12 protein-coding genes are annotated in these 14,009 nt (G+C 73.3%); 1 reads left to right on the top strand and 11 read right to left on the bottom strand.

All coding sequences use genetic code 11. The features are described 5' to 3' along the window. Nucleotides 1-88: 88 nt before the first annotated feature. Nucleotides 89-457: a Rid family hydrolase gene (locus ACFWVE_RS24175; protein WP_384017585.1), complete on the bottom strand. Its 369-nt coding sequence runs from the start codon at nucleotides 455-457 to the stop codon at nucleotides 89-91. Nucleotides 458-785: 328 nt separating this feature from the next. Further along, on the bottom strand, nucleotides 786-1,892 hold the full coding sequence (locus tag ACFWVE_RS24170; RefSeq protein WP_384017583.1) for a citrate synthase 2: 1,107 nt from the start codon (nucleotides 1,890-1,892) through the stop codon (nucleotides 786-788). 371 nt (nucleotides 1,893-2,263) lie between these two features. Here ACFWVE_RS24170 and pdxH point away from each other — a divergent pair, with 371 nt between their 5' ends. Further along, nucleotides 2,264-2,932, top strand: coding sequence for a pyridoxamine 5'-phosphate oxidase (gene pdxH, locus ACFWVE_RS24165; protein ID WP_384017581.1), 669 nt, complete (start codon nucleotides 2,264-2,266; stop codon nucleotides 2,930-2,932). Between the two features lie 70 nt (nucleotides 2,933-3,002). On the opposite strand, the gene ACFWVE_RS24160 is transcribed toward pdxH, so the two are convergent. From ACFWVE_RS24160 to ACFWVE_RS24120, 9 genes are all read right to left on the bottom strand, one after another. Beyond that, entirely contained in the window at nucleotides 3,003-3,626 is a 624-nt protein-coding gene (locus ACFWVE_RS24160; protein ID WP_384017578.1) for a TetR/AcrR family transcriptional regulator, read from the bottom strand. Beyond that, a complete protein-coding gene (locus tag ACFWVE_RS24155; protein ID WP_384017574.1) occupies nucleotides 3,614-4,348 on the bottom strand; it encodes an enoyl-CoA hydratase family protein in 735 nt (244 codons plus the stop codon). Before ACFWVE_RS24155 ends, ACFWVE_RS24160 begins: the two co-directional genes overlap by 13 nt. After that, on the bottom strand, nucleotides 4,345-5,925 hold the full coding sequence (locus ACFWVE_RS24150) for a 4-coumarate--CoA ligase family protein (RefSeq protein WP_384017571.1): 1,581 nt from the start codon (nucleotides 5,923-5,925) through the stop codon (nucleotides 4,345-4,347). Before ACFWVE_RS24150 ends, ACFWVE_RS24155 begins: the two co-directional genes overlap by 4 nt. Nucleotides 5,926-5,942: 17 nt before the next feature. Continuing rightward, a complete protein-coding gene (locus tag ACFWVE_RS24145; protein ID WP_384017568.1) occupies nucleotides 5,943-7,109 on the bottom strand; it encodes an acyl-CoA dehydrogenase family protein in 1,167 nt (388 codons plus the stop codon). Beyond that, a complete protein-coding gene (locus ACFWVE_RS24140; RefSeq protein ID WP_384017565.1) occupies nucleotides 7,106-9,046 on the bottom strand; it encodes an acetyl/propionyl/methylcrotonyl-CoA carboxylase subunit alpha in 1,941 nt (646 codons plus the stop codon). Before ACFWVE_RS24140 ends, ACFWVE_RS24145 begins: the two co-directional genes overlap by 4 nt. A gap of 10 nt (nucleotides 9,047-9,056) precedes the next feature. Beyond that, a complete protein-coding gene (locus ACFWVE_RS24135) occupies nucleotides 9,057-10,655 on the bottom strand; it encodes an acyl-CoA carboxylase subunit beta (RefSeq protein WP_384017562.1) in 1,599 nt (532 codons plus the stop codon). Beyond that, complete coding sequence (locus ACFWVE_RS24130; RefSeq protein WP_384017559.1) at nucleotides 10,652-12,343, bottom strand: acyclic terpene utilization AtuA family protein; 1,692 nt, start codon at nucleotides 12,341-12,343, stop codon at nucleotides 10,652-10,654. Before ACFWVE_RS24130 ends, ACFWVE_RS24135 begins: the two co-directional genes overlap by 4 nt. Further along, nucleotides 12,340-13,134 (bottom strand): TIGR03084 family metal-binding protein, encoded by a 795-nt coding sequence (locus ACFWVE_RS24125; protein ID WP_384017556.1) that lies wholly within the window; start codon nucleotides 13,132-13,134, stop codon nucleotides 12,340-12,342. The genes ACFWVE_RS24130 and ACFWVE_RS24125 overlap by 4 nt, the downstream gene beginning before the upstream one ends. Nucleotides 13,135-13,265: 131 nt before the next feature. Beyond that, on the bottom strand, nucleotides 13,266-13,985 hold the full coding sequence (locus ACFWVE_RS24120; RefSeq protein ID WP_384017553.1) for a hypothetical protein: 720 nt from the start codon (nucleotides 13,983-13,985) through the stop codon (nucleotides 13,266-13,268). Nucleotides 13,986-14,009 lie beyond the last annotated feature (24 nt).

Genomic DNA, 14,009 nt, shown 5'->3' with positions numbered 1-14,009 from the left:
GTACGCCACCGGCATTCCGCGTCCCGTCGTCGCCCGGCCGGCGCTCAGCCGCCGCTCCCCCGCCGGGCGTCCACCTCGATCCCGGTCCTCATCCTCGGATCGGCGGGCCCGCACACCTGCGGGGTGGCCGCGGGGCGGACCTCGCCGAAGCGGCGCCTCGGCACCGGCCGGCACGGCTCGAAGTCCTCCCCCGCCGGCGCGGGGGCAGGTACCGCACCCGCACCACGTCGGCGAAGGTGCGCCCCGCCTCGTCCAGGGCCGCCGCGACGTTCCGCAGGCACTGCTCGGCCCGCTCGACCACGTCGTCGGAGATCGTCGTCGCCGCGTGGTCGAACCCGGTGGTCCCGGACACGTACACCCGGTCCCCGTCCGCCACGGCCCGCGCGCAGCCGATCCGCTCCTCGAACACCGACCCGCCGACGATCGCCCGCCGCCCCGTGTCTCCCGTCCGCCGCACGGCAGGTGACCAGCGGCGACACATCCAACGGTCAATATCTCGAAAAAGCGGTTGATCGGACGGCGGAACGTTTCCTAGGGTGGTGGCATTCCGGAAAGGAGGTGGTTCGGCAGATGTACGCATACCGGACGGAAGAGGTGGCTGCGGGCCAGTAGCCCGTCGCCGTACTCGGTTCGGCGCCGGACCAGCGTGTGCATGATGCACGCAACCGGCCCAATCCAACGCAGTCGCCCGACCCGCGAGTCGCCGGTACGTCCGGCCGGCCCCTCCTCTGGAGGACCGGGCTCGCGGGTCGTCTGCGTTTCCGTGCCGTTCCGGGAGCCCGGCCTCAGGCCCGGTCGGCCATGTCCGCGTAGCCCTCGATCTCGTGCGGGTCGCGGCTGCCGGGGCCTGTGTAGTGGGCGGAGGGACGGACCAGGCGGCCGGTGCGCTTCTGCTCCAGGATGTGGGCCGACCAGCCCGCGGTACGGGCACAGGTGAACATCGAGGTGAACATGTGGGCCGGCACCTCGGCGAAGTCCAGGACGATGGCGGCCCAGAACTCGACGTTGGTGGCCAGGACGCGGTCGGGACGGCGGGCGTGGAGCTCGGCCAGGGCGGCCTTCTCCAGCGCCTCGGCGACCTCGAAGCGCGGGGCACCGAGCTCGCGGGCGGTGCGGCGCAGCACGCGGGCGCGGGGGTCCTCGGCGCGGTAGACGCGGTGGCCGAAGCCCATGAGGCGTTCGCCCCGGTCGAGCGCCCCCTTCACGTACGCCTCGGCGTCTCCGGTGCGTTCGATCTCCTCGATCATGCCGAGGACGCGCGAGGGTGCGCCGCCGTGCAGGGGACCCGACATGGCACCGACGGCGCCCGAGAGGGCCGCGGCCACGTCCGCGCCGGTGGAGGCGATGACGCGGGCCGTGAAGGTGGAGGCGTTCATGCCGTGCTCGGCGGCGGAGGTCCAGTACGCGTCGACGGCGGCGACGTGCTTGGGGTCGGGTTCGCCGCGCCAGCGGATCATGAAGCGTTCGACGACGGACCGCGCCTTGTCTATCTCGCTCTGCGGGACCATCGGCAGGCCCTGGCCGCGCGCGGACTGGGCGACGTAGGAGAGGGCCATGACGGCGGCGCGCGCGAGGTCGTCGCGGGCCTGCCCGGCATCGATGTCGAGGAGCGGTTTCAGGCCCCAGACCGGCGCCAGCATGGCGAGCGCGGACTGGACGTCGACGCGGACGTCCCCGGAGTGGACGGGGATCGGGAAGGGCTCGGCGGGCGGCAGACCGGGGTTGAAGGCGCCGTCGACGAGAAGGCCCCAGACGTTCCCGAAGGAGACGTGCCCGACCAGGTTCTCGATGTCGACGCCCCGGTACCGGAGTGCGCCGCCCTCCTTGTCCGGTTCGGCGATCTCCGTTTCGAAAGCGACGACTCCCTCGAGCCCGGGTACGAAGTCGGACATCAGGCGGCTCCTCGTGATGGGGGCGGCGGATGGCGGTATGGGTGGGACGGCCACGCGCCGGCCGGTCGGTGGGCCGACCGGTCGGTAACCGGTCGGTCTGTTGAGGTGAGCGCGCGTCCGACGGATCCACGGCCGTCATCGCGAGGACTCGCGGTCCGGGACGTCACCCCTGTGATGCCCGGCCGGCGGCCACCCAACCGGAGCAGTTGCCCAGAACGATATCCCTGAGTGCCAGTTTTGGGGAGTGTTCGCGGCACTCAGTGCCACTGAATTCCGGGCGGTCCTCCGCGCACGCACACTCCCACGGGCCCTGCCGCACGGACCTGCGGACTCCGCGCCCACGGGGTCCGTGCATACGGCAGGATGACGGTGTGACCGTCCGAGACTCCGTTCCCCTCGATCCCGCCTCGATGCGCAAGCAGTACCGGGCCGAAGGGCTTTCCGAGACCGACCTGGCCGCCACCCCCGTCGGGCAGTTCGCGCGCTGGTTCAAGCAGGCGGCGACGGACGGCGGCCTGTTCGAGCCGAACGCGATGGTCGTGTCCACGGCGGACGCGCAGGGCCGGCCCAGCTCCCGCACGGTGCTGCTGAAGCACTTCGACGAGCAGGGGTTCGTGTTCTACACGAACTACGACTCCCGCAAGGGGCGCGAGCTGACCGTCAACCCGTACGTCTCGCTGCTGTTCCCGTGGCATCCGATGGCCCGGCAGGTCATCGTCACCGGCGCCGCGCGGCGCACCGGCCGGGACGAGACGGCCGCCTACTTCCGCACCCGCCCGCACGGCTCCCAGCTGGGCGCGTGGGCGAGCGGTCAGTCGTCGGTGCTGGCCGGCCGTACGGACCTGGACGCGACGTACGCGGAACTGGCGGCCCGGTACCCGGAGGGCGAGCAGGTACCGGTCCCGCCGCACTGGGGCGGCTTCCGGGTGGTCCCGCAGGCGGTCGAGTTCTGGCAGGGCCGCGAGAACCGCCTCCACGACCGCCTGCGCTACACGGTCCGGCCGGACGGCGGCTGGAGGGTGGAGCGGCTGAGCCCGTGAGCGCGAAAGCGAAGTCGCGGAGCGCCGTGCGGCCCCGGCCCGGCCGGCCCCGGCCCCTCGCCCCGGTGCCTCAGCCCAGCACCTCGTCCAGCAGGGCCGCCCACTGCCGTACCACCCGCTCGCGCCGGGCCGCGTCGTCGGTGAGGAGGGTGGCGAGGCCCAGGCCGCGGGCCATGTCGAGGAGGCCCTGGACACTCTCGCGGACGCCGGGGCGGGTCTCGTCGGCGGCGAGGAGGTCCACGGCGACGCGGTGGCTCTCGCGCCCGATGCGGGACTCCAGCTCGGTCACGCGGGGCCGCAGCTGCTCCTCGTTGGAGGCGGCGACCCACAGGTGGAGGGCGGCGCGGAACAAGGGCCCGGTGTAGAGGTCGACCAGGGCGGTGACCACCGCGCGGCGGTCGCCGGCGGTCGTGCCGTCGGGGAAGAGGGCGCGCAGGGCGGTGGAGCGTTCCTCGGCGACGTACTCGACGGCGGCCGTGAAGAGGTCCTCGCGGGTCGGGAAGTGGTGCTGGGCCGCTCCCCGGGAGACGCCCGCGCGTTCGGCGACGACGAGGACCGTGGAGCCCGCCCAGCCGTGTTCGGCGAGGCAGGCCACGGCGGCTTCCAGGAGCCGCTGCCGGGTGACCCGGCTGCGGTCCTGCTTGGGAACGCGCTCGGCACGGTCGCCGCGGTCGCTCGTGCTCACACCGCCCATTGCGGGTCCCGTCGTTCGAGGAAGGCCGTCATCCCCTCCCGTGCGGTGGCGGAGGCGAAGAGGCGGGCCGAGAGCGCGGTCAGGTCGGCGGCGTCCCGGTCGAAGGTCTCCAGCACCCTAGCCGTGAGCAGCCGCTTCGTCTCGGCCAGGGCCTCGGGTGCGGCCCGGCGCAGGCCGTCGAGGACCGGGGCGAGGACCTCGTCGACGTCCTCGCCGGACGCGGTGAGCAGGCCGGTGCGGACGGCTTCGGCGGCGTCGAGGCGCTCCCCGGTGAGGTAGTAGCGGGCCAGCGCGCGCGGGTCGGCGCGGGGCAGCAGCGGCAGGGAGACGACGGCGGGGGCGACCCCGATGCGGACCTCGGTGAAGGCGAACGTGGCCGTGTCCGAGGCGGCGGCGATGTCGCAGGCGCCGAGCAGGCCGAGGCCGCCCGCGCGGACGTGTCCGGTGACCCGCGCGACGACCGGTTTCGGGAGTTCGACGAGCTGCCGCAGCAGGCCGGTCAGCGCCTGCGGGGTCGGCGGGTCGCGCAGGTCCGCGCCCGCGCTGAAGGTGTTCCCGGTGTGCGTGAGCACGACCGCGCGGACGTCGCCGTCCTCGCCGGCGGCGGTGAGCGCGTCGGCCAGTTCCCCTACGAGGGCGGCGGACAGGGCGTTGCGTCGCTCGGGGGCGTCGAGGCTGAGGGTCTCGACGCCCCGCGCGCGCGTGCGGCCGATCAGGGTCACGAGGGCTCCTCGGACCGTGCCCTCAGTTCGCGGCGCAGGATCTTCCCGGAGGCCGCGCGGGGGACGGTGTCGATGAACGTGACGCGGCGGACCCGCTTGTACGGGGCGACGTGTTCGGCGACGTACATCATGACCTCGCTCCCCGAAAGCCCGGGGGCGGACGGCCGGCGGACGACGTGGGCGTGCGGGACCTCGTTGCCGTCGTCGTCGTGGACGCCGACGACGGCGGCGTCGGCTATGCCGGGGTGGGTCAGGAGCAGCGCCTCGAGTTCGGCGGGGGCGACCTGGAAGCCCTTGTACTTGATGAGTTCCTTGACCCGGTCGACGACGAACAGCCAGCCGTCCCCGTCGGTGTGGCCGACGTCGCCGGTGTGCAGCCAGCCGTCCTCGTCGATCATCGCGGCGGTGGCGTCGGGGCGGCCGAGGTAGCCCTTCATGACCTGGGGGCCGCGGATGAGGATCTCGCCGGACTCGCCGGGGCCGAGGTCCCCGGCCGGGTCGTCGAGGGCGACGATGCGCATCTCGGTGCCGGCGACGAGCTTGCCGACGGTGCCGGGGGGCGCGTCGTCCATGGCGTCCAGGGGGACGACGTGGGTGCCGGGCGACAGTTCCGTCATGCCGTACGCCTGGCCGACGGGCGGCAGGCCGAGCCGCTGCGAGCAGGCGGCGGCGAGGCTCGCGTCCAGGGGTGCGGCGGCGCTGATGACGTGCTTCAGGGAGCTGAGGTCGTACTCGGCGACCAGGGGGTGCTTGGCGAGGGCCAGGACGATGGGCGGGGCCACGTACAGGGCGGTGATGCGGTGGTTCTGGATGGCCGCCAGGAACGTCTCCAGGTCGAAGCGCGGCAGGACGACGACGGTGGCGCCCTGGCGCAGGGGGGCGTTCATCAGGGCCGTCAGGCCGTAGATGTGGAAGAACGGCAGCACGGCGAGGACGCGGTCGCCGGGGCCGGCGGTGATCAGCGGTTCGAGCTGGGCGAGGTTGGTGGCGATCTGGCGGTGCGTGAGCATCACGCCCTTGGGGGTGCCGGTGGTGCCGGAGGAGTACGGCAGGGCGGCGACGTCCTCGGCGGGGTCGATGGCGACCTGCGGCTCGGGGGCGGTGGAGGCCAGCATGTCGATCAGGGAGCGGTGGCCGGGCGCACTGTCGCAGACGAGGATCTCCTCGACGCCGCCCGCGAGTCCGGCCGCCCTGCGCGCGGTGTGGAGCAGCGGGGACACGGTGACGATCCAGCGGGCCCCGGAGTCCGCCAGTTGCCTGCCGAACTCCTCGGCGGTGGCGAGCGGGTGGCTGGTGGTGACCGAGGCACCCGCGCGGGTGGCCGCGTAGAAGGCGAGCGGGAAGGCGACCGTGTTGGGGCTGTGCAGGGCGAGCACGTCGCCCTTGCGTACGCCCGCCTCGGCGAGGGCGGCGGCCACGCGCCGGTGGAACCGGTCCACCTGCTCGTACGTGAGGGTGGTGCCGTCGGTGCCGTCGATGAGTGCCGGCGTGCGCCCGAACTCGGCGGCGCGCGCGAGCACCGCGTCGTGGATGGGGAGATCGACGGGCGGAACGTCTGCGTACTCGCTGCGGAACATGGTTCCTCCAAGACGGCCTAGTACGACTTGGGCAGGCCCAGGGTCTGGTGGGAGACGTAGTTGAGAATCATCTCCCGGCTCACCGGGGCGATACGGGACACGCGCGCGGCGGTGATCAGCGAGGCGAGGCCGAACTCGCGCGTGAGGCCGTTTCCGCCGAGGGTGTGCACGGCCTGGTCGACGGCCTTCACGCAGGCCTCGGCGGCGGCGTACTTGGCCATGTTGGCGGCCTCGCCCGCGCCCGCGTCGTCGCCGGTGTCGTAGAGAAAAGCGGCCTTCTGCATCATCAGGCGGGCCAGCTCGAGGTCGATGTGCGCCTGCGCGAGAGGGTGCGCGATGGCCTGGTGCGCGCCGATGGGCGCGTTCCACACCGTGCGTTCCCGCGCGTACCCGACGGCCTTGGCGAGGGCGTGGCGGCCCATGCCGATCGCGAAGGCGGCCGTCATGATCCGCTCGGGGTTGAGGCCGGCGAACAGCTGGAGCAGGCCCGCGTCCTCGTCGCCGACGAGCGCGTCGGCGGGCAGCCGTACGTCGTCGAGGACCAGCTCGAACTGCTTCTCGGCGGCGCTGAGCTCCATGTCGATCCGCCGCCGCTCGAAGCCCTCGGTGTCGCGCGGGACGATGAACAGGCTGGGCTTGAGGCGTCCGGTACGCGCGTCCTCGGTGCGGCCGACGACGAGGGTGGCGTCGGCGACGTCGACGCAGGAGACGAACACCTTGCGGCCGGTGAGCAGCCAGTCCCCGGTGTCGGGGTCGCGCCGCGCGGTGGTCGTGATGCGGTGCGAGTTGGACCCGGCGTCGGGTTCGGTGATGCCGAACGCCATGGTGCGGCTGCCGTCGGCGAGGCCCGGCAGCCACTCCCGCTTCTGTTCCCCGGTGCCGAAGCGGGCGATGACGGTGCCGCAGATGGCGGGCGAGACGACCAGCAGCAGGAGCGGGCAGCCGGCGGCGCCGAGCTCTTCGAGGACGAGGGAGAGTTCCGCGATGCCGCCGCCTCCGCCTCCGTACTCCTCGGGGAGGTTGACACCGAGGTAGCCGAGCTTGGCGGCCTCCGACCAGAGCTCGGTGGGGTGGTTGCCTTCGGCGACGGTGCGGGTGATGTAGGCCCGGCCGTAGCGGTTGCCGAGGGCGGCGACGGCTTCCCGGAGGGCCTTGTGCTCTTCGGATTCGATGAGGGTGGTCATGCGTCTCCTTCGGCTGCGGGTGGGGTGTGGCGGGTCGCGCTCATGCGGCGGAGCCGCGTACCGGGCAGGGCCCCGCTCCCTCGGGCGGTGTCCGCCTCCACGACAGCCAGAAGGGCGCCGACCTCCACTTGCTGTCCCGGTTGTGCGTGCAGGGCGCTCACCGTCCCCGTGGCCGGCGCCGTGATCCTGTGCTGCATCTTCATCGCCTCGAGCCAGAGCAGGGGCTCTCCGGCCCGTACGGCGGCTCCCTCGGTCAGGCCGTCGGCGAGGCGGACGACCGTGCCCGGCATGGGGGCCAGCAGGGAGCCCGGGGCGGGCTGGGCGGTGGGGTCGGGGAAGCGGGGCAGGGCGGTGAGGGCGGTGGCGTTGACGTACACCCGGTCGCCGTAGCGGCTGACCTCGAACCGGCGCCGTACGCCGTCCACCTCGAGGACGACGAGCCCGGCCTCGGCGTGCACCACCTGGACCTCGTCGGCGGCGAGCCCGTCCCGCGTGTGCCGGTAGCGGGCCTCGTGCTCCTCGCCGGCCACGGCGTACCGCTTGGCCTGCGGCTGCGAGGGCAGGTTGCGCCAGCCGCCGAACCGGGACCGGCCGTGGGCGTCGGCGAGCGCGGCGGCGAGCGGGGCGTACGGGTCGGGGGCCGGTGCGGTCAGCGCGGGCAGGTGACGGTCGTAGAAGCCGGTGTTCATGCGGCCGTCGGTGAACTCCGGGTGCCGCAGGGAGCGGACGAGCAGGTCCCGGTTGGTGACGGGGCCGTGGATCGCCGCCCGCTCCAGGGCGGACGCCAGCTTGCGGACCGCCTCCGCGCGGGTGGGCGCGTGGGCGACGACCTTGGCGATCATCGGGTCGTAGTGGACGCCGATGTCGTCGCCGTCGGTGAATCCGGTGTCCAGGCGGACCGCGCCGGGGACGGCGAGACGGTGCAGGCGGCCGGTCTGCGGCGCCCAGTCGTGGGCGGGGTCCTCGGCGTACAGGCGGGCCTCCACCGCGTGACCGCGCGCGGGGGGCGGCTCGCTCCCGAGGGCATGCCCCTCGGCGACGCGGATCTGCTCGGCGACGAGGTCGAGGCCGAAGACCGCCTCCGTGACCGGGTGTTCCACCTGGAGCCGGGTGTTCATCTCCAGGAAGTGCGCCCGGCCCCCCGCGACGAGGAACTCGACGGTCCCGGCGCCGGTGTAGCCCACCGCGCGGGCGGCGCGCACGGCGAGGGTGTGGAGTTCCCCGGTGAGTTCCCCGGTCAGGCCCGGTGCCGGGGCCTCCTCGATCACCTTCTGGTGGCGGCGCTGCAGGGAGCAGTCCCGGGTGCCGAGCGCCCACACCGTGCCGTGCGTGTCGGCGAGGACCTGCACCTCGACATGGCGCCCGCCCGCGTCACCGCCGAGGTACGGCTCGACGAACACCTCTCCGTCGCCGAAGGCGCTCGCGGCCTCCGCGCGCGCGGCGGCCAGTTCGGCGTCCAGGTCGGCGAGGCTCCGTACGACGCGCATCCCGCGTCCGCCGCCGCCCGCGGCCGCCTTCACCAGGACCGGCAGGTCGGCCTCGGTGACCTCGCGCAGGGGCGCGATGCCCATGAGTTCCTTGGCGCGCGTCTTGGACGCCATCGCCTCGATGGCGTCCGGGGGCGGCCCGATCCACACCAGGCCGGCGTCGCGTACGGCGCGCGCGAAGCCGGCGTTCTCGGAGAGGAACCCGTAGCCGGGGTGCACGGCGTCCGCACCGGCCGCGAGCGCGGCCTTCACGATCAGGTCGCCGCGCAGGTACGTGTCGGCGGGCGCCGCCCCCACAAGGCGTACGGCCTCGTCCGCCACGCGCGCGTGCAGCGCGTTCGCGTCGGCGTCCGAGTGCACGGCCACCGTCCGGATGCCGAGTTCGCCGCAGGTGCGGGCGATCCGGCAGGCGATCTCACCCCGGTTGGCGACGAGGACAGTACTGATCACCTTGTTCCCCTCACATCCGGAAGACGCCGAAACCACCGCGCACGCCCTCGTAGGGCGCCGTGTGGACGGCCGACAGGCACAGGCCGAGGACGGTGCGGGTGTCGCGCGGGTCGATGACGCCGTCGTCGTACAGCCGCCCGGACAGGAACATGGGCAGCGACTCGGACTCGATCTGCTGCTCGACCATGGCGCGCAGCGCCGCGTCCGCCTCGTCGTCGTACGGCCGGCCCTTCGCCGCCGCGGACTGCCGGGCGACGATGGACAGCACCCCGGCGAGCTGCTGCGGGCCCATGACGGCGGACTTGGCGCCGGGCCAGGCGAACAGGAACCGCGGGTCGTAGGCCCGCCCGCACATCCCGTAGTGCCCGGCGCCGTACGAGGCGCCCATGAGCACCGACAGGTGGGGGACCTTCGAGTTGCTGACCGCGTTGATCATCATGGCGCCGTGCTTGATGATGCCGCCCTGTTCGTACTCCTTGCCGACCATGTAGCCGGTGGTGTTGTGCAGGAAGAGCAGCGGGATGTCGCGCTGGTTGGCGAGCTGGATGAACTGGGCGGCCTTCTGCGACTCCTCGCTGAACAGCACCCCCCGGGCGTTCGCGAGGATGCCCACCGGATAGCCGTGCAGGGTGGCCCAGCCGGTGGTCAGGCTGGTCCCGTAGAGCGGTTTGAACGCGTCGAAGTCGGAGCCGTCGACGATCCGCGCGATCACCTCGCGCGGGTCGAAGGGGATCTTCAGGTCGCCGGGGACGACGCCCAGCAACTCGTCCTGGTCGTACACCGGCGGCTCGGCCGGCCCCGGATCGGGGTACGCCTTGCGGTGGCCCAGGCGGGCCACGACCCGCCGGGCCCGGCGCAGGGCGTCCGGTTCGTCGACGGCGAAGTAGTCGGCGAGGCCCGAGACGCGCGCGTGCATCTCGGCGCCGCCCAGGGACTCGTCGTCGCTCTCCTCCCCGGTGGCCATCTTCACCAGCGGCGGACCGCCGAGGAACACCTTCGCCCGCTCCTTGACCATGATCACGTGGTCGGACATGCCGGGGATGTAGGCGCCCCCCGCGGTGGAGTTGCCGAAGACGACGGCGACGGTCGGGATGCCGGCCGCCGACAGCCGGGTCAGGTCCCGGAAGATCGCACCGCCGGGAATGAAGATCTCCTTCTGCGAGGGCAGGTCGGCGCCGCCGGACTCCACCAGGCTGATGCAGGGCAGCCGGTTGGCGAACGCGATGTCGTTGGCCCGCAGGGCCTTCTTCAGGCTCCACGGGTTGCTGGCGCCGCCCCGCACCGTCGGGTCGTTGGCCGTGATCAGGCACTCCACGCCCTCGACGACCCCGATCCCGGTGACCAGGGACGCGCCGACCGTGTACTCGCTGCCCCAGGCGGCCAGCGGGGACAGTTCCAGGAACGGGGTGTCGGGGTCGAGGAGCAGTTCGATGCGTTCGCGGGCGAGGAGCTTGCCGCGCGCGCGGTGCCGGTCGACGTACTTCCCGCCGCCGCCCGCGAGGGCCTTGGCGTGTTCGGTGTCGAGTGCGGCGAGCTTGCCGAGCATGGCCTCGCGGTGGGCCCGGTAGTCGGGGCCCGCCGTGTCCAGGGCGGATGCGAGGACCGTCACAGCAGTACCTCCGGGATGTCCAGGTGACGGGAGCGCAGCCATTCGCCGAGCGCCTTGGCCTGCGGGTCGAAACGGGCCTGCGCGGCGACGCCCTCGCCGAGGAGGCCCTCGACGACGAAGTTCAGGGCGCGCAGACGGGGCAGGACGTGCCGGGTGACGGGCAGGCCGGCGGCCTCGGGGATCAGCCGGCGGAACCGCTCGACGGTCAGCTCGTGCGCGAGCCACCGCCAGGCGTCGTCGCTCCTGGCCCACACCCCGACGTTGGCGTTGCCTCCCTTGTCCCCGCTGCGGGCACCGGCGAGGAGCCCGAGCGGGGCGCGTCCGGTGGCCCCCGCGGGCGGAGGCTCGGGAAGCTGCGGCTCGGGCACGTCCTCGACCACGGCCGTGTCGTGCGCCGGAGCCACGGAAAGGCGGCGTCCGTCATGGAGGACGGCCACATGGCCGACGGCACCATGGGGGACGTACACATCCTCGAAAACCCCATAGGGTGCGCCCTTTCCCGGTGGCGCCACCACATGGAATCCGGGGTAGCTGGCCAGCGCCAGCTCGATGGCGGCCCCGCTCAGCGCCCGTCCGACCGCGTCCTGCCCCGGGTCCCGCACGACGAGCCGCAGCAGCGCGCTCGCGGTCTCCTCCGTACCGGCGTCGGCCCGGTCGGTGCGTACGAGCTCCCAGCGCACCTCGGCGGGCGGCGACGTGGCGAGCGCGCCGGTCATCTGCTCCTTCACGAGGTCCGCCTTGGCCTCGATGCCGAGCCCGGTGAGGACGAACACGACCTCGTTGCGGAATCCGCCGAGCCGGTTGAGCCCGACCTTGAGCGTGGGCGGCGGGGCCTCCCCCCGCACCCCCTCGATCCGCACCCGGTCGGGCCCCTCCCGGCTGAGCCGTACGGTGTCCAGCCGGGCGGTGACGTCGGGTCCGGCGTACCGGGCGCCGCCGGTCTCGTAGAGCAGCTGCGCGGTGACGGTGCCGACGTCGACGAAGCCGCCGGTGCCGGGGTGCTTGGTGATGACGCTGCTGCCGTCCTCGTGCAGCTCGGCGAGCGGGAAGCCGGGCCGCCGGAGGTCACCGGGGGGCCGTTCGTCGAAGAAGGCGTAGTTGCCGCCGGTGGCCTGCGTCCCGCACTCCAGCACGTGCCCGGCGACGACGGCCCCCGCGAGCCGGTCGTGGTCGCTCGCCGTCCACCCGAAGTGTGCGGCGGCGGGCCCGGTGACGAGGGCCGCGTCGGTGACCCGCCCCGTGACGACGACATCGGCGCCCCCGCGCAGACAGGCCGCGATGCCGAAGCCCCCGAGATAGGCGTGCGCGGCAAGGCTCCCCGGGTACCGGCCGGTGAGGTCGTCGCCCTCGACGTGCGCGACCCGCACCGGGATGCCGAGCCGCCCGGCCAGCTCCCGCACGGCATCGGCGAGCCCTGCCGGATTGATCCCGCCGGCGTTGGTGACGATGCGCACCCCCCGCTCGTGGGCGAGGCCGAGGCACTCCTCCAGCTGCCGCAGGAAGGTGCGGGCGTACCCGGCGGAGGGGTCCTTGAGCCGGTCGCGGGCGAGGATGAGCATGGTCAGCTCGGCGAGGTAGTCCCCGGTGAGGACGTCGAGTTCGCCGCCGGCGAGCATCTCGCGCAGGGCGTCGAAGCGGTCGCCGTAGAACCCGGAGAAGTTGCCGACGCGCAGGGTTTTGGCCGTCACGAGGCGTCCCCCTTCGGGGGCCGCCCGCCGCCGGGCGGCCCGGCGAAGGCCTGGGCGACGTCCAGCCAGCGGTCGGCGTCGGGGCCGTCCGCGGTGAGGGCGAGGTCGGCGCGGTGGGCGCGCTGGGTGACCAGGAGGCAGAAGTCGAGCGCGGGGCCGGTGACGCGCTGGGGGGCGTCCTCGGGGCCGTAGGCCCACAGCTCACCGCTCGGTGCGACGAGCTCGACGCGGAAGAGGCCGGTGGGCGGGGTGAGTCCGTGCGCCCCGTAGGCGAAGTCCCGGGTGCGCACCCCGAGCCGGGCCACATGCCTGAGCCGGTCGGTGGGGGGTCGCAACACACCGATCGCGTCCGCCACGTCCAGTCCGTGGGCCCAGGTCTCCATGAGCCGGGCCGTCGCCATGGAGGCGGCCGACATAGGGGGTCCGTACCAGGGGAAGCGCGCCCCGGGCGGCGCCGACCGCAATGCCTTCTCCAGCGCCGCGCGCCCCTTGCGCCACCGCGCGAGCAGGTCGGCGGGCGCGAGCCGGGCGTACTCCTCGGCACCCTCGTCGACGAAGGTGTGCGGGGCGGCGAGTGCCCGCTCCACCAGCCCACGGAACCTGTCCGCGTCCGTGACGGCGAGCAGCGCCGAGTGGTCGGTCCAGGCGAGGTGGGCGATCTGGTGGGCCACGGTCCAGCCCGGGGCGGGCGTCTCCCGCGCCCACCGCTCCGGGCTCGACCCGGCCACCGACCGGTCGAGCTCCTCGCTCTCCTCACGCAGGTCGTCGATCACGGGCGTCGGATCGGACACGAGGCGCTCCCCTCGGGGCACGGCGGTGTGCGGCGCGGTTGCGTGGAGCATGGCAGCCGACCGAGAAACAAGCAAGCACGCTTGCATGAATTGGTGTGCCCGCTCTCCGCGACCCGTGCGCGCGGGGATCGCTACGTCCCGGGTGCGAAGACCGTGTCGGTGAGGTCGCGTTCCAGGGTGACCCCCTGGAAGCCGTAGGTGCGGATCGAGGAGACCTTCAGGATCAGGCAGAAGCGTTCGGTGGAGGAGACGGCTTCCGCTATCCGGCGGTACGAGTGGCGGAGGAAGTACGCGGCGGCGTGGTTGATGACGGCGCTCTGCCCGCACATGAGGATGACGGGACGGGACCCTCCCGGAGCGGTGAACTTCGCGAGCAGCCCGTACCCCTCGTTCTCGCGGTCCCAGCGGTAGAACTCACCGCCCGCCTCGATGGCCAGCGGATGGTCCGGGTGGGTGTAGGGGTGGAACGTGACGCCGGGGAGGCTGTGGGCGAGATGGCCCGCGCTCCGCACGTTCGAACCGAGCGGGCCCCCTATGCAGAACTCCGGCTTGTTCCCGTTGCTGCCCCGGAAGTCGTCGCTGCGGACGATCTCGACCTCGCACTGCAGGCTGTGGCTGAGGACGGCTGCCTCGATCATCGCCTGCACGTCGTGGTGATGGGTGGTGCCCGGAGCGCCGTATTTGTTGTTCATCACGATCAGGCAGGTGTCGCCGGGACGGGCGCCGACGACACGCATCCGCGCCCGGAGATCCCGGTTGTGCCTGCCGCGCTGCCACAGCCACACCGCCAGGCCGCTCAGACAGCTGGCCAGCAGCCCCAGCACGACATCGCCGATCGCCCCCGCCAGCATGGTGCTCTCCTGTCCCCCCGGTAA

The sequence above is a fragment of the Streptomyces sp. NPDC058632 genome, from assembly GCF_042717095.1.
Classification (GTDB): Bacteria; Actinomycetota; Actinomycetes; order Streptomycetales; family Streptomycetaceae; genus Streptomyces.
This window is presented reverse-complemented; position numbering and strand designations above follow the sequence as displayed.